This window comes from Rhodococcus sp. APC 3903, assembly GCF_030407755.1.
Lineage (GTDB): Bacteria > Actinomycetota > Actinomycetes > Mycobacteriales > Mycobacteriaceae > Rhodococcus_F > Rhodococcus_F erythropolis.
This window is the reverse complement of record NZ_JASDCV010000004.1, coordinates 310,205-330,848: the sequence shown is the minus strand read 5'-3', so window position 1 is coordinate 330,848 and position 20,644 is coordinate 310,205. Positions and strand designations below refer to the sequence as shown.

General features: G+C 62.3%; 22 protein-coding genes. 8 read left to right on the top strand and 14 right to left on the bottom strand.

Going from position 1 to position 20,644, the window contains the following annotated elements; all coding sequences use genetic code 11:
* Nucleotides 1-7: 7 nt before the first annotated feature.
* The gene (locus QMA15_RS08345; protein ID WP_047889045.1) at nt 8-697 is read left to right on the top strand and encodes a YdcF family protein; all 690 of its coding nucleotides are present in this window, start codon (nt 8-10) and stop codon (nt 695-697) included.
* A 95-nt stretch (nt 698-792) separates the two neighbouring features.
* Here QMA15_RS08345 and QMA15_RS08340 read toward each other — a convergent pair whose 3' ends face one another.
* The 8 genes from QMA15_RS08340 to QMA15_RS08305 form a co-directional block, all read right to left on the bottom strand.
* Nucleotides 793-1,629, bottom strand: coding sequence for a methylamine utilization protein (locus QMA15_RS08340; protein WP_290283880.1), 837 nt, complete (start codon nt 1,627-1,629; stop codon nt 793-795).
* Nucleotides 1,630-1,703: 74 nt separating this feature from the next.
* Nucleotides 1,704-2,027, bottom strand: coding sequence for a cupredoxin domain-containing protein (locus QMA15_RS08335; protein WP_019745578.1), 324 nt, complete (start codon nt 2,025-2,027; stop codon nt 1,704-1,706).
* Nucleotides 2,027-2,374: a plastocyanin/azurin family copper-binding protein gene (locus QMA15_RS08330; protein ID WP_003940240.1), complete on the bottom strand. Its 348-nt coding sequence runs from the start codon at nt 2,372-2,374 to the stop codon at nt 2,027-2,029. The genes QMA15_RS08335 and QMA15_RS08330 overlap by 1 nt, the downstream gene beginning before the upstream one ends.
* 27 nt (nt 2,375-2,401) lie before the next feature.
* Entirely contained in the window at nt 2,402-3,991 is a 1,590-nt protein-coding gene (locus tag QMA15_RS08325; RefSeq protein WP_290283876.1) for a multicopper oxidase family protein, read from the bottom strand.
* Nucleotides 3,988-5,307 (bottom strand): hypothetical protein, encoded by a 1,320-nt coding sequence (locus QMA15_RS08320; protein ID WP_290283874.1) that lies wholly within the window; start codon nt 5,305-5,307, stop codon nt 3,988-3,990. Before QMA15_RS08320 ends, QMA15_RS08325 begins: the two co-directional genes overlap by 4 nt.
* Entirely contained in the window at nt 5,304-5,975 is a 672-nt protein-coding gene (locus QMA15_RS08315; RefSeq protein ID WP_029256402.1) for a methylamine dehydrogenase light chain, read from the bottom strand. The genes QMA15_RS08320 and QMA15_RS08315 overlap by 4 nt, the downstream gene beginning before the upstream one ends.
* A 75-nt stretch (nt 5,976-6,050) precedes the next feature.
* Entirely contained in the window at nt 6,051-6,659 is a 609-nt protein-coding gene (locus QMA15_RS08310) for a redoxin domain-containing protein (protein ID WP_019745575.1), read from the bottom strand.
* Between the two features lie 43 nt (nt 6,660-6,702).
* Entirely contained in the window at nt 6,703-7,293 is a 591-nt protein-coding gene (locus QMA15_RS08305; protein ID WP_007729691.1) for a MauE/DoxX family redox-associated membrane protein, read from the bottom strand.
* Nucleotides 7,294-7,641: 348 nt separating this feature from the next.
* Between QMA15_RS08305 and QMA15_RS08300 the strand changes: the two genes are divergently transcribed.
* Nucleotides 7,642-9,210 (top strand): APC family permease, encoded by a 1,569-nt coding sequence (locus QMA15_RS08300; RefSeq protein ID WP_019745573.1) that lies wholly within the window; start codon nt 7,642-7,644, stop codon nt 9,208-9,210.
* Entirely contained in the window at nt 9,207-9,992 is a 786-nt protein-coding gene (locus QMA15_RS08295; protein ID WP_019745572.1) for an IclR family transcriptional regulator, read from the top strand. The genes QMA15_RS08300 and QMA15_RS08295 overlap by 4 nt, the downstream gene beginning before the upstream one ends.
* A 2-nt stretch (nt 9,993-9,994) precedes the next feature.
* Here the strand turns inward: QMA15_RS08295 and QMA15_RS08290 are convergent, their stop codons facing one another.
* From QMA15_RS08290 to QMA15_RS08275, 4 genes are read right to left on the bottom strand one after another with little or no spacing between them, the layout of a single operon-like run.
* Nucleotides 9,995-11,317, bottom strand: a complete 1,323-nt coding sequence (locus QMA15_RS08290) for a bifunctional adenosylcobinamide kinase/adenosylcobinamide-phosphate guanylyltransferase (RefSeq protein WP_019745571.1) — start codon at nt 11,315-11,317, stop codon at nt 9,995-9,997.
* On the bottom strand, nt 11,317-12,105 hold the full coding sequence (locus QMA15_RS08285; protein WP_019745570.1) for an ABC transporter ATP-binding protein: 789 nt from the start codon (nt 12,103-12,105) through the stop codon (nt 11,317-11,319). Before QMA15_RS08285 ends, QMA15_RS08290 begins: the two co-directional genes overlap by 1 nt.
* Nucleotides 12,102-13,136, bottom strand: coding sequence for an iron ABC transporter permease (locus QMA15_RS08280; RefSeq protein ID WP_019745569.1), 1,035 nt, complete (start codon nt 13,134-13,136; stop codon nt 12,102-12,104). Before QMA15_RS08280 ends, QMA15_RS08285 begins: the two co-directional genes overlap by 4 nt.
* A gap of 7 nt (nt 13,137-13,143) precedes the next feature.
* On the bottom strand, nt 13,144-14,103 hold the full coding sequence (locus QMA15_RS08275; protein WP_046380064.1) for an ABC transporter substrate-binding protein: 960 nt from the start codon (nt 14,101-14,103) through the stop codon (nt 13,144-13,146).
* Nucleotides 14,104-14,411: 308 nt separating this feature from the next.
* On the opposite strand from QMA15_RS08275, the gene QMA15_RS08270 reads away from it, so the two are divergent.
* From QMA15_RS08270 to QMA15_RS08260, 3 genes are read left to right on the top strand one after another with little or no spacing between them, the layout of a single operon-like run.
* Nucleotides 14,412-14,828, top strand: coding sequence for a GntR family transcriptional regulator (locus tag QMA15_RS08270; protein WP_007729675.1), 417 nt, complete (start codon nt 14,412-14,414; stop codon nt 14,826-14,828).
* Nucleotides 14,825-15,694: an ABC transporter ATP-binding protein gene (locus tag QMA15_RS08265; RefSeq protein ID WP_019745567.1), complete on the top strand. Its 870-nt coding sequence runs from the start codon at nt 14,825-14,827 to the stop codon at nt 15,692-15,694. Before QMA15_RS08270 ends, QMA15_RS08265 begins: the two co-directional genes overlap by 4 nt.
* On the top strand, nt 15,691-16,761 hold the full coding sequence (locus QMA15_RS08260; RefSeq protein WP_037133523.1) for an ABC transporter permease: 1,071 nt from the start codon (nt 15,691-15,693) through the stop codon (nt 16,759-16,761). Before QMA15_RS08265 ends, QMA15_RS08260 begins: the two co-directional genes overlap by 4 nt.
* A gap of 1 nt (nt 16,762) precedes the next feature.
* Here QMA15_RS08260 and QMA15_RS08255 read toward each other — a convergent pair whose 3' ends face one another.
* Nucleotides 16,763-17,404: a DUF4232 domain-containing protein gene (locus tag QMA15_RS08255; RefSeq protein ID WP_019745565.1), complete on the bottom strand. Its 642-nt coding sequence runs from the start codon at nt 17,402-17,404 to the stop codon at nt 16,763-16,765.
* Between the two features lie 191 nt (nt 17,405-17,595).
* On the opposite strand from QMA15_RS08255, the gene QMA15_RS08250 reads away from it, so the two are divergent.
* Together QMA15_RS08250 and QMA15_RS08245 are read left to right on the top strand one after the other, a co-directional pair.
* Nucleotides 17,596-18,441, top strand: a complete 846-nt coding sequence (locus tag QMA15_RS08250; protein ID WP_003939910.1) for an alpha/beta hydrolase — start codon at nt 17,596-17,598, stop codon at nt 18,439-18,441.
* Between the two features lie 24 nt (nt 18,442-18,465).
* Nucleotides 18,466-19,539 (top strand): VIT1/CCC1 family protein, encoded by a 1,074-nt coding sequence (locus QMA15_RS08245; protein ID WP_019745564.1) that lies wholly within the window; start codon nt 18,466-18,468, stop codon nt 19,537-19,539.
* Nucleotides 19,540-20,407: 868 nt separating this feature from the next.
* Here QMA15_RS08245 and QMA15_RS08240 read toward each other — a convergent pair.
* Complete coding sequence (locus tag QMA15_RS08240) at nt 20,408-20,641, bottom strand: hypothetical protein (RefSeq protein WP_019745562.1); 234 nt, start codon at nt 20,639-20,641, stop codon at nt 20,408-20,410.
* Nucleotides 20,642-20,644: the final 3 nt, after the last annotated feature.

Genomic DNA, 20,644 nt, shown 5'->3' with positions numbered 1-20,644 from the left:
TCGACGAATGGACGAAGCTGCTGCAGATCCAGTGAAACCGCCGCGCAAGCGCAGGTGGCCTCGTTGGGTCGCAGGCATTGCGGTGCTCGGAGCAGTTGTCTACGCGGGCTCGATCGTGTGGATCTCCGTGGCGTCGGCCGGACATACGTCAGACGCCGCCGATGCTCCCGACGCTCCGGTTGTGATCGTGCTGGGCGCGCAGATCAAGGACGGTAAGCCGATGGCTTTCCTGAAAGGGCGGCTGGACGCAGCAGTCGAACTGGTGGAAGCGGGAAAGGCTAAAGCGGTCCTGGTCTCCGGCGACGCGAACGGCGGCTCGGGTGACGAGATCGCGGCGATGACGAACTACCTGGTGGAGCAGGGAATAGATGAGCGTCGCATCGTGGGGGATCCGTACGGCCTCGACACCTATGACACCTGCTTTCGGGCCATACATACGTATGGGGTAACCGAGGCGTTGATCGTCACTCAGGGGTATCACGTGCCCCGCGCTGTTGCGTTGTGCCGAGACGTCGGCATCGACGCAGACGGTGTGAACAGCGATTGCGGGTGCGCAACTCCGACGCTGATCAAGAACGCCGCGCGGGAGTGGGTTCTTGCCAAGCCCAAGGCAGCGCTGGACATGCTCTGGAGTCGGGACGCAAAGGTGACGTCGCCGTCGGAGGACTCGGTCCAGGTGGCGCTGTCGATTCCCTGACGCGGGGTGAGTGCGCACGGTTTCTGTCGAGTGAACACACGCTCCGGAGAGTCGGAGCGTGTGTTCACTCGAGGTGAAGGGTGCTAGCTCGACAGTCAGATCAGTGCTGCGGCGGCGAATGCTCCCAGTGCGATCAATGACGCGCCGGTGACGCTCTGCACGCGACGGTCCACGACGCACATGATCGAGAGGAATCCCGGCATCGAGCCACCACGCTTGGTGTGCACGATTGCCGCGAGGCTGGGCATGCAGCGGCCAAGGGATACGACCGTGAACAGCGCCGCCCCGAGAGTCGGTGAACCCGAAGCCATGACGCCGAGTGCCAGGAGGTAGTACGCACTCGAGCGGATGAAGATCAGAAATCCCGGACCGATGATCGCGCCGAAGATCAGCGAGACCTTCCAGGGCGCCATTGTGCGGCGCAGATGGCGCGGAAGCTGTTGGCGCCGCATCAGAGTCGGCATCCTCACTGCACCCAACTCGTGCAGCCCGTACGCAACCGCGACGACGGCCCAGATGCCCAGTGCCCAGCTGATCGGGACGTACCCGGACATCGCCGCACCGAGAGCGCCGATCAATGCCCCGGTGACGGCTCCCGTCGTGACCGAACCCAGAGCGTGCCAGCCGAGTCGGCGGACGGGAGTCGAGGATCCCTTCCGATCTACCTGCTTCGGCGCGGCAACAACTCCGGCGACGGACATTCCGCAGGTCGACCAGTTCGCAGCCAGCGACGTAACCAGTCCGGCGCCGATAACAGCTGTGGTCAAAGCTGTTGTCGCAGATGGCGTGGCCACGAGTGCGAGGCCGGCACCCGCAGCGGCGCCCGCCGCGACGAGGCTGACACGGGTCGCGGTGCCGACCGAGCCTTGAAGGGTCGGCCGGATGTCAGGGACATCGGTCTGCAGTGGGCCGTGTGAGAGAACAGTAGTCATCAGATCCTCCGAAGTGTTTGTGGTTCAGGAAAAGTGTTGAGCCGAAGTCGCAGCGAAAAGTGATGAGCCAGGTTTCACAGCACTGTGATGACGCCGATCATGTACGGGTGGACGGAGCACGAATACTCGTAGACGCCGACGCTCTCGAACGTGTGCCGGAACGTTCCGTCTCCGGTGATACCACTGTCGAACAGGCCGGGTGATTCCACATGATGCAGGAGTCCACCGTCGTCGAAGCGCCACTCGACGGTGCCGCCGTGTTCCACGGTGACGTCCATCGGGCTGAACTGAACATTGCTGATCTCGACCACCACGTCGGGGACGGGATCTTCTGTGCCGCAAGCTGGGACACACGTCGCCGCGACAGCGAGGCCGAAGCCGACGATCCACCTCCTCACTATTGAACGATCACGGTGCCCACCATCATCGGATGGGGCGTGCAGTGGTAGGTGAAGGTGCCGGCGTCGTCGAACGTGTACGAGAAGGTTCCCTCGGTGAGCAACTCGCTCTTCAGTTTCCCGTCGAGATCACCGTTGCCGACCACGTCGTGGGGGAGTCCGCTGTCGTCGAACTTCCATTCGACGGTCTGTCCCTTCTCGATGGTGACCGATGCCGGTGTGTACGCCATGTTCTTCACCTCGATCACGACTGCAGGTTCGTCCGACGACGCACCGGCATCACTACTGCAGGCGGTGAGGCTCAGGGCAGCGCACGCGGCCAGGAAAGCGGGAACGAGTTTCTTCATGAGGTGTTCTCTCCATTCTTCGACTTGTCAGCGGACGTAACGCAGATTTGCCGTCATGCCGGCCTCGAAGTGGTAGGCGTTGTGGCAGTGGAACATCCACTCGCCGGGATTGTCGGCGTCGAACTCGATGGCAAGCTCGGTGCCGGGTAGGACGTTGACGGTGTCGCGGCGAAGTCCGCCGTAATCCGGTACCGCAAACGTGTGGCCGTGGGTGTGCATGGGGTGCCACATCGTGGACGTGTTCTTCATCGTGATCCGGACCCGTTCGCCCTGTTTCATGACGAGCTTGCCCGCATCGGCTCCCGCCATTCCCCAGACGTACCGATCGCCGGCCTGGATCAATTCGATGTGGTAGTCGCGATCAGGCGACTTCGTCTCGAGCCGTGCGGATTCCGTGGGCCGGAGTTCGCTTTCGATGACCAGTCGGCCGGCCAGTTCCGAGAGGTTTCCGCCCACATCCGGATTCGCCAGCGCCAACGCGTCGGTGCTGCGTAGGACGGTCGACGCATAACCATCTCGGCCCTCGACCTTCGCCACCACCGGCCATGTTCCCGACTTCACCGTCACCAGTACGTCGTAGCGTTGGGCCATTCCGACGATGATGGTGTCGGCGGGAGTTGGTTCCACGTCGTAGCCATCGGTAGCGACGATTGTCATCTCGTGACCGGCCACAGCAAACCGGTACGGAGTTTCGGCCGCTGCGTTGATGATTCGCAGTCGAAGGGTCGAACCGGGCGCTGCAGTGACGACAGCAGGATCGTTGGGTGGCCGCCCGTTGATCAAGTGCAGTGGATACGCGATGTGTTGAGTCATCCCGCCGAGTGGTTCGGAAGAACCGTGTCCACCGCTCACCAACTGTTGCGCGACGGACATGTCGGCTTCCGAGTGTTCCGCCGGAGTCGTTGCCCCACCGCCGTGTCCGCCGTGCCCGCCCGAAATTGCCGGGTTCAGGGCCATCAGGACGGAATCCGGTGTGGTACCCAATCCGTCGAGCCAGTCGTCGAGCACCAGAACGGCATCGGCGTCGGCCCCGGTGATGTCGTTCGGATCCTCGACGATCATGGCGCCGAAGAGCCCCCGATCGGCTTGTAATCCGCTGTGCGAGTGGTACCAGTACGTTCCCGGATCCGGTGCGATGAAGTTGTACTCGAAACTCGAACCGGCGCCGATGGGGGCCTGCGTGGTGGGTGCCGCGCCGTCCATGTCGTTGCGGATTCGAATTCCGTGCCAGTGCAGTGTTGTTTCGGCATCGAGGCCGTTCTGGACGCTGACGTTCACCCGGTCACCGGACTTCAGTCGAAGTTCCGGAGCCACCGCAGCGCCTCCGTACGTCCACGTGTCCACGAGGCGTCCGCCAAGATCTACCGTCGAGAATCCGGCGGCAAGGGCAAACGCAGCGGTGGTCCCGTTCCAGGCTCGCGCCGATTCTGCGGCGGCAACTTCGGGGCCGGTGGGCAGAATGTAGTCGAGATCGGTTGTGGGCGTCGGAGATGCTGCAGTGGAACTGCATCCGGCAATTGTCCCCATTGCGCCGAGCCCGAGTGCTCCGGCGCCGAGTGCTCCCAAACTCAGGAAGCGGCGCCGGCCCATCACCACACCGGATCCGGGACGACTCATCGGAGTACTTCTGGTGTGATCAACCCGCTGACATCACCGACGTTGCCCGAGACATCGACGGAACTGACCTGCTCGCCGGTGCTCGCGTTGTAACCCACGATCTTCTGCGGAGCGGAGCCTTCGACCTCAGGTCCCGAACCGAGCACGTAGAACGTGGCGCCGTCGACGGAAAAGGTCATGCTCTTGATGTCTGTCAAGCCGAGGTCTGCCAGCGTCAAGCTCTTCACCGGGGCGAAGGTCGTTGCGTCGGACAAGTCGATCTTGACCAGTGAGCCTCCCCGAGCAGAGTCCGGATGAATAGCCGTGTCCGTGTACGCGATTGCGAGCCGGGTTGCGTCGGCATTGATGACGTTCTCCGAGAATCGACCGGAGTCCTGCCCGGCGTTTCCGATCGGCTTGACACCTTCCTGAGGCAGTCCGTTGGAGAAGTCGAAGACGTACACATCGCCGTTCTCACTGACCAGCAAGGCTTTATTCGCTTCCGATGCCCACGTGACCTTGCGGGTGGAGACAAAATCCTCGGGTAGGACCTTGCTTCGGGCGGTTTCCTTCGGAACACCGTCGTCACCGATCGTGACGTGCAGCAGTTCCCGGGTGTCCTCGCAGACGCTGTACAGCTCGTGATCGACCATCCACGTGAACGGACCGCAGCCGACTATCTGGAGTGCACCGGTCGCTTCCTTCTTCTCGAGGTCGACCACTCTGATTCCGTACAAACCGTCGTCCCACGTGACGAAGAACTTGCCGTCGGACGTCACGGCGTTCGAGCCGGGACGGGAATGTACGCGTGCGACGTCCGGAAGCATGACCTCGGCTGGTTCCAGCAGGTTTCCGGAGTAGGTGCTGACCGTGAAATCTGCTGCGCCGCGGGAACCTCGGGGGCGCCACACCTCGGCAGCGAGCACCGCAGGATCCTCGGCGGAATCCCCGACGAATCCGTGAATGACCGGATCCCAGATACCCGGGCCGACGGTGATTCGGCTCTCGGCCACACCGGTTTTCGGATCGATGACGTTGACGCTGAGCTCGAGCTGGCCGAATCCACCTTCGACGCCCAGCAAGCGGTCAGCTGCGATCGGGGTGATCGAACCGACGTGCAACGGCTCGGGAATGGTATCGCCGATTTCCTGGTCGTCGTGACCGAGGGAGATCCCCTCGCCCGGAGCAGTGAACGGAACTGTCGGATAGGTGACATCGACTGCGCTGGAAGGTTCGTCGTTGTCGGACGAACTGCAACCGGCCAGCGCGAGTACGACGGTGAGTGGGATGACGGCAACGGCGGGTCGCGCCAGTTTTCGGGTTCGCGGACTGCTCATGATCCGGCACCGACCTTGGGGCGCTCGGCCGGTCGAGTCTGGCAGTCCTCACCGATGATGGGCGCCATCGTGCAGGTGTATGCCTGAGACTCGTCGGAGACACACCAGATGATTTCCTGGTCGTAGCTTCCGGAGACCGGGTTGTACATCACTGCCTGCATGTCCGGTTCGCCGCAGAATGCGTTGGAACACGAAGGCGCACCGCAGCAGTCGTAGTAGGCGATCAGATAGGTCTTGCCGGTATCAGGGTTGGTGCAGCATCCGACCCAGAACTCTGCGCCGGGCTTGCTGCCAGGGGCGCAGGTGGTGACACCACCGCCGTTGCATGCGGCACAGGACGTTCCGTCCATGTTGCACCAGCGCCAGTACTCGCACTCGGCCGGATCTTTACCGTCGTAGACAGGGACAAGAGGTTCGGGGCCAGGTGCCGGCGCAGGAACCTCGGGTTCCTGGGCGAAGGCACTACGTGTCACAGGAAGTGTGCTGATCAGCGCCACTCCTGACACACCCATGGTCCACTTGCCGATCCGACTGATCATGGATCGCCGCGAAACTCGTTCGGAGAGTTTGCGTCCGGTTCGACTGGTGAGCGAACCGCCCTGGCCCGCCATCCATTCGGCCTGGGCCTGAACTGTCGCCTCGTCGACGGGATATCGGTTCTCCGTCATGTTGTGCTGCGGGAATTCATTGTCGTCCAACGATTTTCTCCTGATTCGTGAAGAGGATCGAACTGTGCAGGAAGATCAGGCCGCGCTGCCGGATTTCGCCTGGGCATGAAGGTGCTGGAGTGAGGGAGTGCCGGATTCGAGCGCATTGAGCAGGCTTTCCACCTGAGCCATGTGATTGCACAGGCCCTTTCCTCGGATCTTGCCGTGCTCGTCGAGAATCACGCCGTACGGAGTGGTGCCCACCTGGTACGCGATACCGACGTCTCGAGCGTCGATGTAACTGAGCTCGGAACCGATCCCGCTGCCGGCCAGGAACTCGCGATGCTCTTCGGGTGTTCCGTCGGAGATGATGATCACGTCGAGATCCGATTCGGCTCGGGCCATTGCCCTTACGCCGGGAAGAAGACTCTTGCACGTCGAGCAACTCGGAGCGGTGAACAGCAGGAGTTGCGGCTTGTCGCGGTGACCACCGACTCCGACGGTCCGTCCTTCCTGATCGATGAGACCGGCAAACGACGGGCCCGCCTGTTCGACCTTGGGGCCGGTATCCATCATCCGGGCACCGAGAGGTCCGAGACGTACTTGTACGCGGCCGATTTCACGAGCCAGAGCAAGAACCATCAAGAACAGTACGGCTACGGCGATCACCAGGATCACTGTCGCGACAAGGAGGAAAGTGGTCATCGTGGTAGTCCTGCCTTCGAGTTTTCAGTGGTGGGGATGTGAGTCACGAGCCGTACCGGGACGCGGTTTCGGCGGTTCGGAGGCGGATGGAGGCGCTCGACAGGTAGTCGTCGACCGGGCGTCGTCCGAGGTGGACCACCGAACGAATCTGTGCGAGAGCAACTCCCGCCAGAACGAGGAGGAATCCGAAGGTCGCCGCCACGACCTGGACGCCGATCTCAGCCTGTCCGGCGGTGACCGACAGTGCCACAGCGATCACCGCGAGTGTTCCGGCGCGAACGGCGTGGAACCATCCGATACGCGGAATCTCGCCGACTCCGAATGCAAAACATCCGCAGTCCAGATCGCGTCGCCCACGCAGGAGGTTGATCGTGAGGCCCGTGAAGAACGACGCGAACATGACGGCAGCAACCAAGGCGGCGAGGCGATGGGCCACGCCGAGAACCAGAAGGATGCCTACGACGGTTTCCGCGACGGGAAGGATGCGAGCGATCGGTACTTCGAGTCGCACCGGCAACACTTTGTATCCGCGCACCGAACGAAGGACCCCGTCGTGGTCGTTCAGCTTGGGAATGCCGGCGAGCAGGAGAACAAATCCGATGATCGCCGAAGTGGTGGCGCTGACCAAGTCCATGCTTCCTCCGTTCCTCTCGGGTAGTGCCGGTGGTGTGTGGGACACATCCTGTACGGGCGATGCTGCGAATCCGCGTCGACCGCGCTACGCCTGGACGAGGTGCAACTGAGAGAGCAGTTGTCGTGTGAGAATCGGAGAACTCGCAGGTCAAGGTGCTGCCGGAGGGGCCGGATACCGTCGGCCGCCCTTGATCCGGCATGACGCGGGGTGGGAAACAGAGTCGGATTCTCACTTGAAAGTTCTGTGTGCGCCATCGTGGAAACTGCGCGGAAACATAAGCGGACTAACTTGACCGAATTCTGACAATTCGCTCGTAGGTTCGGGCCTGGACGCGACGGACGGTGACACATGGCCGTGAGTGCGGCACTGCGTGCAGCGATCACGCGAGCGCAGAATGCGGATCAACACAGTGAGCCCGTGTTCTCCCCGCTCCGTGGTCTCGGACGAGGACGTCTGACCCCGATCGACCTGTTGGGGCAATCACTCTCCACGATCGCTCCGGCAACGGGAATGGTGTTCATCGCCCTGTGGATGATCACCTACAGTCCCGGCTACGTCGGGTTGGCTGCGATTGCTGCGACAACTTCGGCGGTGTTTCTCGTTGCGTTCTGCATCACTCAATTCACGCGGAGACTGGCCGCAGCAGGATCGTTGTACAGCTTCGTCTTCCAAGGCTCCGGTATCCGGGCGACCCTGACGGCGGGCGCCGGTATCCGGGCGACACTGACGGCGGGTGCCGCACTGGTACTCGGGTATCTCGGAATCTCGGTTTCGGTTTTCTCACAGGCAGTTCCGAGTCTGCTCGATACCATCGCCATTGTCGGCCCCGACGTGCGAGGGACTGCCGCGACGGTGATCACGACGGTGGCGATTGCCCTGGCCGTCGCGTGGATTGCAGTGCGCGGCGTCCGGTTCGCCACCCGAGCGATCCTGGTCGTCGAAGCGTGCTCGTTGATTCTCATCGTCGTGGTCATGCTGGCGACGCACAGTGACACGACAACTGCTGTTGCCCTGCCGAATCCGTCGCTGAGTGCAGTTCCGTTTCTCGCGATGCTGACGGTGCTCAGCATGGCGGGCTTCGAAAGTTCGGCCTTCTTCGGCCCGGAAGCGAAGCGACCACTCATCAGCGTCACACGCACGGTTCTCATTTCGCCGATCATCTGCGGGGTGCTCTTCGTTTTTGCGGCCTGGGCGGCGATGACCGGCCACGGCGCGACGATCGTCGGAGCGTACTTCGAGGGAACGGCATCGGGGGCCAGCGCGGAGGTGGTTCTGGCAGTCAAGATCGGAATGACGTGTTCCTGGTTCGCATCCACTCTCGGTTGTGCGCAGGCGGGTTCGCGGTTGTTGTATTCGATGGGGATCGAACGGGTACTGCCTGCGCCGCTCGCTCGCGTGCACAGACGGTTCCGCACCCCGTACGTTGCGGTACTTGCGTTCGTCGCGGTAAGTGCGGCAGGCGTATTCATCTATTCGGATACGGTTCGCGACGATTCGGGATCCTTCGACGGCGTGGTGGAGACCGCGTTGGTCTGCGCTTACACGCTGGTGGCCTTTGCTTCGTGGAAGTTCTTGCGCCGAATCGGGGAACATACGTCGCTGACCCGGATATGCACCGTGTCCGTGAGCGTCGCCGGTGCCGGTCTATTGGTCTACATCGTTCTCGACGGGGCGGTTCACGGGATGTGGGCACTGCCGATCGCTGCTCTTGCTGTTGCTGTGTCGGGGACAGTGTGGAGCGCATTGCTCCGTAGAGCCAGACCTGAAAGCCTTCTGATGGTCGGTGCTTTCGACAGCGTCGAGACGGCGGACCTGTTGCCCGGTGCTGGCACTCTGCTGATCGACGGTGACGGGCGAAGGCGACTCGTTCCGGATCGTGGGACCGCCGAGGGTGACTCGCCGGAGCATGGGCGGTGACCGCGGACCGTGCAACCGCTGGTCCACGATCAGGAAAACAGATCGGCGAAGAGACCCACTTCAGTGGACAACAACCGCGTGCGGTTCAGAAGGCGCTGGGGATGCTCGAGGCGGTGGCTCATCTGGGACCGGGAACAACCGCGAAGGAGATCGCCACTTTTGCAGGCGTTCCATCGGCCACGGCGTACCGGATGCTGAATCTGCTGGTGGCGGAGGGCTTTCTCGTGCGGGTGCCGGACCTGTCAGGGTTCGCGTTGGGACGTCGGACTGCCGAGCTCTCGCATGCGGCGTCGTCGAGTGGTCCGGCGCCGACGCTGCACGAGCGCGTCGAGGACATGCGGACACACACGAGGTTCGGATTGCACGTCGCGTCATTCGCCGGTGGGCGCTTGCGGTTCGTCGACAAGGATCCGGATCACGAGATCATCGGAATAGCGGCACTGGCCAAGAACCTTCACGCGAATGCGCTGGGGAAGGTTCTGTTGGCGCACGACGAGCGGTTGCTTTCGGGTTTGGAACTTCGCCGGGTCACGGAGTTCACCCTCGGTGATTTCGATGCGTTGTATGAGCAGCTGAGGTCTGTTCGCCTGCAGGGTTTTGCATTCGAGAACCAGGAATGCCGCCTGGGTCGATCCGCGGTGGCAGTACCGGTTCGAGATCACGCAGACCAGGTGGCAGGCGGGTTGTGTGTTCAGGGAGCGAGCGGGCGAGTGACGGATGAGGATCGAGAGTTGGTCGGTTTTCTACTCGATTGTGCGCGTCAGCTCACCGGATTGCTCTGACGTCACACGCGCAGGCTCAGGGGGAGTCCGGCGGTCATCAGGACCACGGACTCCGATTCACTGGCGATGCGGCTGTTCACCAGACCGAGTAGATCGCGGAACAGCCTCCCGGACTTCGTGTCCGGGACGACGCCGCTTCCCACTTCGTTCGTGACGGCGACAATCGGAACCGGACAGGCGGTCCAGGCGTCGGCCAACCGGTCGATATCTGCGTGGACGGCGCTGAGATCTTCTGTCGCCCACGCCTGATGTCGGTCCAGACGTGCGGTCAACCACGTGCCTAGGCAATCGAGCAGGATCGGTGTTGTTGCGGCCGCGAAAATCTCGGTCACGTCGGAGGTCTCTACCGTCGTCCACGTCGACGGCCTCCGCGCGCGATGCGACGCAATTCGTTCGATCCAGTCGGGATCGTCGTCCTGCGGATCCCCGGTGGCGATGTACGTGACGTTCCGGTAGCCGGCAAGCAGGCCCTCCGCGTAAGTGGACTTGCCCGAGCGGGCGCCACCGGTGACCAGAGTTCGATGGCCCTGTCCTACCCCGATCTCGAGCACAGCTCCATCCGGAACCGCTCGCGCCCCGGACAAGCGAAGTGCTTCCGAGAGTTCGTTTTCGACTGGGTTGTGGTGCCCGAGGTGTACGGCGACCACATCGGTTCGATCGGTGATCGCGGTGCAATTGCGTAGTCGGGTCACCGTCTCCGCGAAACTCGGCAGATCATGGTGCCCGGTGCCGTGGTCAGTTTTGTGGCCGAAGGTCTCTTCGAGAAAGACGGCGTCGAAACGGGCGTCGCCAAGTGCGTCGACAGTGGATTCGGGCAGAGGCCCGGTGTCGGTGGCCCAGAAGATTCGGGTTCCGGATGCGTCGGTGATGTCGTAGAGAAGGGTGGGTACTTCGTGCGCGGCTTCGAGTGCGCGAACACGATAGGTGCCCAACATGATCGACTGGCCGGTCTCGAGCGGTGTGAAGGTCACCGGGTCATCCGGGCCCACCCAGTCTCGGCAGAGAGCGAGCGCGTCGGGTGGTCCGAGAACCTGTAGTGGTTCGGTGCGCGATGCCCAGGACCGGAACAGCAATGCCATCGGGCCGAGGTGATCGGGATGAGAGTGCGTCAACAGGATGTGTTCCACGTGTGCCAGCGTGCGACCGAATCGCGACGCGGCACGCGGTATTTCGGGTCCACAGTCCAACAGGATTCTGTTGTCCACCAGGGCAGCAGTGTGCCCGCGGATGGTTTCACTCGACAGGGCGGCCAGGCAGGAAGGGCAAGTGCAGAACGGGTTCGGCCAACCGTCGGCAGCGCCGGTGCCGAGCATCACCAATTCCATCAGCGGGTGCCTTCCTGCCGAATCGGAACAACTATGGGACCGCTGGGCCGGTCCAGGATTTCGACCCGGGCGCCGTACACGCGGCCGAGGAGGTCTGCCTCCAGCACCGCTGAGGGTGCGCCGTCGGCAACCACGCTGCCCTTGTCCAGCAGCACGATTCGTCGACCGTACTGACCCGCGAGAGTGAGGTCGTGCATCGCGGCGATGACCGTGATGTTGTCGGCCTCACGCAGTTCCTCCACCAAGTCGAGAACCTGCTGCTGGTGACCGATGTCGAGGGCGCTGGTGGGTTCGTCCAGGAGCAGTACCTGAGGTTCTTGAGCCAATGCCCGAGCGAGGACCACGCGCTGCAATTCGCCGCCGGAAAGTTCGGTGGCTCGTCGATCTGCGAACTCGGTGAGGTCGAGCCTCTCGATCACCGAAGAGATCACCGAACGGTCAGTGGCGGTTTCGGTTCCGAAGCGTCGTAGATAGGGAGTGCGGCCGAGCGCAACCAGTTCCTTAACCGTTGAGCCCTCGGGTACTACCGGACGCTGAGGCATCAACGCGACGACGGCGGACATCGCCTTGCGGCTGGAATTGCGAGGACTCAGTCCCCCGACCGAGAGCTCACCGGTAGACGGAATCAATCCGGCGAGGGCATGCATCAAGGTTGTCTTGCCGGCGCCGTTCGGCCCGACCACGGCAACCCAATCGCCGGGTGTCACATCGAGATCGATGCCGTCGACGACGTCCTTGCCGCCGAGGTTGACTCGGAGGTCGCGGCACCGCACTGCGCTGTCGGTCATGCCGAGACCCGGCTGCGGCGCAGAACCAGAAGGAAGAACGGAGCGCCGATCATCGCGGTCACAACCCCGATGGGGAGTTCGGCCGGTGCCATGACCGTGCGCGCGGCAACGTCGGTGAGGACGAGAAACGCCGCTCCGAGCATGAGTGACAGGGGGAGAAGCAGTCGATGCGACGGGCCGACGACCAGTCGAACCGCATGGGGAACAACGATTCCGACAAAGCCGATCAGTCCACTTGCACTCACGACCGCCGCCGTTCCCAGAGTTGCGGCGAGCACCAGTACCAGGCGTGATCTGGCCGGGTCGACGCCGAGGCTGGCGGCTTCGACGTCACCTACGGCCATCACGTCGAGTACGCGTCGGTGTACCAGGATGACGGCAGATGCCAGCGCGACGTACGGCAGGACAACCAGAACTTCCGACCAACCGTCGGTGGACAATCCGCCGAGCAGCCAGGAATAGACCTCGCGGAGTGAATCGTCGAACCGCTGCTGAACAAAAGTCTGCGCTGCATTCGTGAACGCTGCGACTGCGACACCGGCGAGGATGATGACTACCGCGTTCTGCGGCCCGCCTATGCTTCGGCCGAGCGAATAAGTTGCGAACACGGCCAGCACACCACCGACGAAGGCGGCCATGGGAATTCCGAACATGCCCAGCGCTCCACCCGAAACGATGGCGAGGGTTGCGCCCAGTCCGGCTCCGCTGGAAACGCCGAGGAGATACGGATCTGCCAAGGGATTTCGGAACACGCCCTGGTAGGCGGCACCGGCAACGGCCAACATTGCTCCGACCAACGCGCCCAGGACTACTCGCGGAAGCCGGATCTGCCAGAGAATCGCCTGCTGTGTCGCGGTGAGACCGGAATCGAGGTGGATGCCGGGTATTCCGTCCAGAAGTTCGAGAATGGTTCGATCAGGCGTCAAACCGGCCGGCCCCACCAGAACACCGATCAGCAAGGCAGCGCACAGAATCAGCGCGGCGCCGAGCAGAACGGCGGTCCGATGTTGGGAGATACCGGCTTTGATCATCGAGTGCTCAGGCCGCGGGAACTTGGGCAACGATGGCCGCGACGGCCTTCACCTGATCGGCGGCACGAGGTCCCCAGCGGCTGGAGAGGTCTTCGTCGAGCACATGGATCTGGTTACCGGTAACCGCTTTCATGCCGCTCCACCCGGGCCGAGCGGCGACGGATTCTGCTGTCACTCCACAGCATTGGGAGTCTGCGAGAAAGATGAGATCGGGATTGGCCTGCACCACGAATTCGGCGGACAGCTGCGGATAGTCGCCCTGCCCCGCGGCGTCGGCGATGCTCTTCATTCCGAACAGCGAGTAGATCTGCCCGACGAAGCTCGAACTCGTGACGGTGTAGAGCGAGGAGTCGAGTTCGTGGAAGTACGTCAGCGGCTGTTGGCGCGCAGGAACACTGGCGACAGCGGCGTCGATGTCCGAGCGCATGGTGTCGACAACTTCGGTGCCCTTGTCCTCGTGGCCGGTGGCCTTCGCGACGCGCTCGATCTGGGCGTAGACGTCGTCGATGCTTGTGGCTGCCGGTAGTAGGAGTGTCGGCACCTTCGCCTTTTGCAGCCCGGAGACAAGATCGTTCATGTCATCCGATGCGATCACCAGATCCGGTGCGTAGCCGAGGATGGCTTCGACGTTCGGTTGAAAGCCCGAGAGATCGGTGACCGGGATACCGGCCGGGTAGTCGGACTGATTGTCGACGGCCTTCACCTGATCGCCCGCGCCGACGGCCCACAGGGTCTCGGTGGCGCTGGGACTGAGTGACACGATCGACTGCGGACGTGACTCGATGGTGATGTCCGTGCCGGAATCCGTGGGACCGGAAACAACAGTCACCGGGAACGAGCCGTCCGAGGCGGCTGTGGTTGCGGGTGCGTCGGACGGCGAGCTACTGCAGGCACCGGCAAGCAGTGCGGTGCTCACCGTCAGTGCTGCAAGTACAGATCTGAATCTACGTGTCGGCCGAGTACTCACAGCCACCCCTCCGCTAGTGGTGAAGGGTCGCGAGCAGCGCGGCCGCGAGGCGAAGCGCCACGAGCGGTCCTTCGTCCGAGAACCATCGTGTCGCCACGAGGCCGGTGACCTGACTCGTTCGCCTCGAGTAGTGACGGGCGAATTCACAGTTGCGTCGACAGTGCCGGGGTTTCACCGAACTTCACACGAGCAGCGTGGCACCCCGGTGAACCGGGGCATCTGCACTTTACAGGGGTCGTCTGGCTTGACCCGGGAGGTCAAGGCAGGGTAAATATCTATTCCACTAATGAACTAGTGAAAGGGTTCGGATGATCGACTTCCGTATCGACCGCCGATCCGGCATTCCCACTTACGTGCAATTGGTCCTTCAGGTGAAGCAGGCGCTCAGGCTCGGTGATCTCCAAGTCGGTGATCGGCTGCCCACAGCCAAGGACGTCGTGGGAGCGCTCGCGATCAACCCGAACACAGTCCTGAAGGCCTACAAGGAACTCGAGCGCGACGGACTTGTCGCCCCGCGGCCCGGATTGGGCACGTTCGTAGTGAAGTCCCTGGCCAAGCCCGGTATGGCCGAAAGCTCTGCGCTACGTCGTGAGTTGGCGCGATGGGTTGCAGATGCCGTGGCCGCCGGACTCGAGCGCACGGACATCGAAGCATTGGTGAGTTTGGAGCTCGAGAAGACGTTCATCGAATCGGATCCGTCCGGAAAGCAGGGGGAGACATCATGACTGAGCAAGAATCTGCGCTCACGATGCAGGACGTAGACAAGCGCTTCGGCAAGAAGAAGGTGCTCGACGCCTGCACTTTCGAGGTCGCAACGGGAAGCATCACTGCCCTGGTCGGGGTTAACGGCGCCGGTAAGTCCACACTGATGTCCTTGGCTGTCGGGTTGACGATGCCTGACCACGGTTCGATCTCCGTCCTGGGCAGCACGCCGGATCAGGACGGCATCTGCCCAGGCCTGTCGTACCTCGCTCAGCACAAGCCGCTGTATCCCAAATTCACTGTTGCAGAACTTCTTCGATTCGGCGCATACACCAACGACGAGTGGGATGCGAAGTACGCTCTGGATCTGGTGGAGCGCGCTGGGATTGCTCTCGATGCAAAGGCGAAGACTCTGTCACCAGGTCAACGAACCAGGGTTGCACTGGCTTTGGCGCTCGGGCGCAGACCGCAGTTGCTTCTACTCGACGAGCCCTTGGCGGATCTTGATCCCGTGGCGCGGCGGTCCGTCGCGACCACTCTGCTCGAAGACGTTGCCGAGTACGGCACCACGGTTCTGTTGTCTTCACACATCGTTTCCGAATTAGCAGACGTCTCGGATCGACTTCTTCTGCTGGGCGGCGGAAACGCGAGATTGTCCGGTCCGTTGGATGAATTGATCGCTGCCCATTACGTATTGATCGGGGACGGCGATCCTTCGGACGTGGTCGGCGCCGGTGCGGTCATTCATACCGACAAGGGGATGCGGTCGAATTCTCATGTGGTGGAGGGAGTCCGTCCGAGCCCTCGGGCCGGCTGGGTGATCGACGACGCAACTCTCGACGACGTGGTGCTCGGGCACCTGAGCGCAGAAACGATGGTGGCGGCATGATCTGGGTTACGTGGCGGCACCACCGGACATCGCTCGTTGTGTCGCTTGGATTCATCGCGGCACTAGCAGTCATTGTCTTGTCGAGTGGTGCGATCATCAAGAGCAGCGGACAAACCCAACGCTTCGGATCGCCACTCAGTTGCTTCGGCGACATCACCGCGATCTGCACGGCAGAGACGGCTCTCACCCTGACGACAGTGGTTGCGACGGCTCTGCCGGTGTTCCTCGGCGTGTTGATCGGGGTAACCGTGTTTTCGCGGGATGTCGAACAAGGAACACACGTACTGGGGCTTACTCAATCGGTCAGTCGGACTCGGTGGTTCTGGACCCGTGTGTTGATCGTCTTCCTGCCGATTTCTGTGGCTTCCGCATTGCTCGGATTTGCATTGCAATGGGCTCGATCCCTCCCGGACAACTCCCGGTATGGATTTGTTGCCGGGCGTTCGACTTTCGTCGAGATATCGAACCTGTCGTATCCGCTCTTTCAATCCAGCGGACTGGTCTTGGGTGCATACACATTCATGGCACTCATGCTCGGAGCAGCACTGGCTTTGCTGGTGCGTAGTTCGATCGGCGCAATGGCGATCACGATGGTCGGTGTTGTTGCGATCCTGGCAGCATTTCAGTTGGTTGCACGACCCGATTACGCCGAGCCGAGTGTCCGAACGTCACCCGTCGCCGGATTCAGTTCCTACTATTCGAGCGATACCAGTATCCCCGCGGTCAATTGGGAACTCGCGCAGGGATATGTCGACCTCCGAGGTAACTGGGTCGACGTCAAATACGACGAGTGCACGTGGGGTGGATCAGGCGGCGAGAACCCGTACGACCAGCGCCCGGAGGAGACCGGCGCCGAGTACAGCCTCCGCATGGATGTGCTCTCAGCGCAGCAGAACAGAGAGATGGAGATCTGTTTGCGGGAACACGGCGTCGACCACTACGAAGTTCGCTACCACTCAGCTGATCGGTTCTGGCGTTTCCAGTTCACGGAAGCTGCACTCGTCCTGTTCCTTTCGGGATTGTTCCTCCTGCCGGCGCGCTGGGGCCTACGACGACTCAAGCCGTGACTCAGCGGGCGACCGGCGCGACCGTCAGCTGGTTGATGTTCGCGCCGGTCATCGAGCAACCCTTGGTGGGGTAGGCGAGGAAGACCGAGTCGTAGCTGTTAGGTGGGTAAACCCTCAGTCCCGCAACGTCGGTCACGCCGCACTGATCTGCCGGGTAGTTCTCGACGTTCGTGGCGCGCACCAAAGACGTTGCGGCAGAGCCAGGGGCAAGGGAGACGAGTGATCCGGATCCGGAGCGGCCGGCGGCAGCACCCACTTCGTTTCCAGATGCTCCCGTGACATACGAGACGCCGGGGAAACCGTCGAGCGTGCACGTGCGGCCGCCCGTGTTGGTGAAGACCACCGGAAGCTCCACCGAACCAGCGGCGCCGCTCGGTTGGCCGAGGGTGACGTTCAGTTCCCCGATCGCGCAGCCTTCGGGATTGGGTGCCGTCGAGGTTGTGGTTTGGGTGTGATCGGTATGGGTCGTCGAAGGTGCGGCAGTACCGGTCTGGGTCGTCGGCACAGAGGCGGTCGTCGTTGAGGCTGGTGCCGGTGAACTCTCGGCCGTTCCCGTTTCATCCGAGCCGCAACCGCTGAGAAGGGCGAGAGCAGCAAGTGGAGCCGCCAACAAGCCGACGTTGCGCATGCGGTTGGGATTCATCGCTCTGTACTCCTCAAGCTGGTCGACAACTGGCTCCGGAACATCCGTGTCCGGTATATCCGAATCCGAGGCCGGATGTGCAGAAACGAATCAGGCTCGCCGGTGATCAGGACCTACTTCCCGGATGGATTGCTGCTGCGGATCTAGCATGAGAAATGACCTGTCCGGATCGCGACCACCGGGAGTAGCGCATGTTCACCTTCACCAGCGACGACGGAGTGGTCATTCATGTCCACGAATGGCCCACCGAGCAGGAACCTCGAGGGGTTGTTCAACTCGCGCACGGTATGGGTGAGCACGCAAAACGCTACGCACACGTTGCCGAAGCCCTGAATGCTCGCGGGTTCCACGTCTATGCGGCGGACCACCGCGGCCACGGTGAGAGCATGCACGCCGGCCCAGGCAACATCGGCGACGACGGCTGGAACCGCTTGGTGGCAGACATGGTGACCCTCACGGGCATCATCCGCGACAAACACCCCGGCCTGCCCGTCGTATTGCTCAGCCACAGCCTCGGTTCGTTCGCTTCGCAGCAGTACATCCTCGATCATTCGCACCTGATCGACGCCGTTGCACTGTCGGGGACCACCGCGGTCGATCAACTCATCGAGAGCCTCGTCAACGACGGCCCGGACGTCCTCGCCCAGTTCAACGCCGAATTCGAACCGGCCCGAACTCCGCACGACTGGCTCAGCCGTGACGAAGCGCAGGTGGATTTGTACATCAACGATCCACTGTGCGGTTTCAGCCTGGACGACGCCGGCATGGGCGGACTTATCGCAGCGGGGCCGAGGTTCGTCGACGTCGAGGGCGTGCGACAAGACCTTCCGATCCTGGTCTTCGTCGGTACCTCGGATCCTCTCAACGCCGCGCTGAGCCGTACCGACGTCGCAGTCGAACGGTACAACTCGGCGGGGATCGAAGACGTCACCTATTACACCTATCCGGGCGCCAGGCACGAGATCTTCAACGAGACCAACCGCGACGACGTCATCAATGATCTGACGACGTGGATGGACCGCGTACTCGAAGCGTGACCGCCTCACCGGAAGGGGAACACGATGTCCACAGTTCCGGCCGCACGACCCGATCCAGACCCGCGAGATGTCAAGCGCTGGAGACGATACCTCGCCGACGAACAAGCCGAGGCCGCCGTCTACCGCGACCTCGCGGGTAGGCGCAGCGGCGAGGAGCGCGAAATCCTTCTCGCCCTGGCCGACGCGGAGGGCCGACACGAGGCGCACTGGCGAGCGCTCCTCGGCGATCACGTCGGCAAACCACTTCGCGGTGATATCCGCACTCGGATACTGGGCTTTCTGGCCAGACGCTTCGGCTCCGTCTTCGTGCTCGCTCTTGCGCAGCGCGCGGAAACACGATCCCCCTATCCGAACGATGCCGACGCGACCGCATCGATGGGCGCGGACGAGAAGATCCACGAAGAAGTGGTGCGGGCCTTGGCCACTCGGGGTCGGAACAGACTTTCGGGGACGTTTCGTGCCGCCGTCTTCGGAGCCAACGACGGCCTCGTCAGCAATCTCGCTCTCGTGCTCGGCATCAGCGGTAGCGGCGTCTCCAACCAGATCGTTCTGATCACCGGCATGGCCGGGCTTCTGGCCGGCGCCCTGTCGATGGGAGCCGGCGAGTACGTTTCAGTCCGCTCGCAGCGAGAGTTGTTGGAAGCGTCCAATCCTGGTCCCGCGGCCAGTGAAGCTGTCGGCCTGCTCGACGTCGACGCCAACGAATTGTCCCTGGTCTACCGGGCCCGCGGCATGTCCGCCGAGGATGCGGACCAGCGCGCCGCCGAGGTCCTCGCGAACAGCACCTTCGGCGCCGCTGACGTTGTCGACGACCATGAAGCCGTCGGAACCGGATTGGGCGCAGCGGCGGCAAGTTTCTGCTTCTTCGCCTCGGGCGCAATCATTCCGGTGTTGCCGTATCTGTTCGGCCTGGAAGGCATGACGGCTCTGATCGTCGCATCTGTTCTCGTGGGGATCGCGTTGCTGACGACGGGCGTTGTGGTCGGGTTGCTGTCGGGCGGGCCGCCGTTCAAGCGGGCGCTACGCCAACTTGCGATCGGCTACGGCGCTGCCGGCGCAACGTATCTGCTCGGCATGTTGTTCGGGACCTCGCTCTGAGCGTCGGCTCACGCGCGTAGGGCGGGATCGCGGTGAGCCGGATCGATCCGAACCGGAATTTTGCCCGCTGCGTTGTGTGCCAGTGCGAAGCCATCCACCACGGCTCCAATCTTGCACAGGCCCCGTCTGTCGGCTCACCCCTCCGGTCGGGGCTTTGCTGTACGCGCATCTCGGAAACCTGAAGGCCTCGATCACAACATGTAGGCGAATCGCATCAATGTAACCACTAGATGCGCTTAGGGTACTCGTTGGCGTCGACATTTCCATCCGCTGCCCGAATGGGTATTCGGTGAAACTGCATCGGCCACCTGCCTGATCCCGGTGAGGTGGGGCCCACTAGGTGGCGGTGTTCTGCTCAAACCCTTCCGCCGTTCGTGTGCAGTTTCTCATTGGGTAGCGTGCGTTTGTGGCGATGGAAGAGAAGTTTTGAAGGGGCAACGCCGCTCGGCGACCGTTACTGTGCTGGCCTTCGCCGGTTTCGGCTTAGTGTGCGGACTCGTAAGTGCTGCCGTGTTGTGGTGGTACGCCTCCCAACCCTTCACGATCTACACATTCAGCTACCAGCCGCACGACCTCGAATCGACCCAGATCGAGAAGGTCTCGGTTTACCGATTCATAACTGGACTGCTCATTGGCGGACCCCTTTTTGGAACTGCCGTCGGGGCGCTCGTTTTGACGACAGGGTGGAATCTCGTACGGCGAGAACACACGATCGGCTTTGACTAGATCCTGTTTTGACCCGCTCAACTCTGAGCATGTGATTAGAGCCGAAGTGGTGTCTCGATCATCGGACAGTTAGACGAAGTCAGTGTTCATCGATCGGTCCTTGATACAGCTGGAATCAAGTAGGAACGGCGACTGCCGGAGGTCAGGCATCTTTCCGTCGGGAATAGTGCTTGCGCCACTTCGTAATGGCGGTCGCAAGGAAGGCGACAGATCCACCGATCACGATCAGGAGGAGTGTCCAGTTCAATGCGGAGGCGTCCTCGACTGCGGCGTCGACTGCAGAAGGTAAAACAAGCACAGGAAACAAGATGGTGGCGATCGTAGACGCCCAACGCTGAACGACTTCACTGTCGATGAACTGCACGAATCTCGACATCGC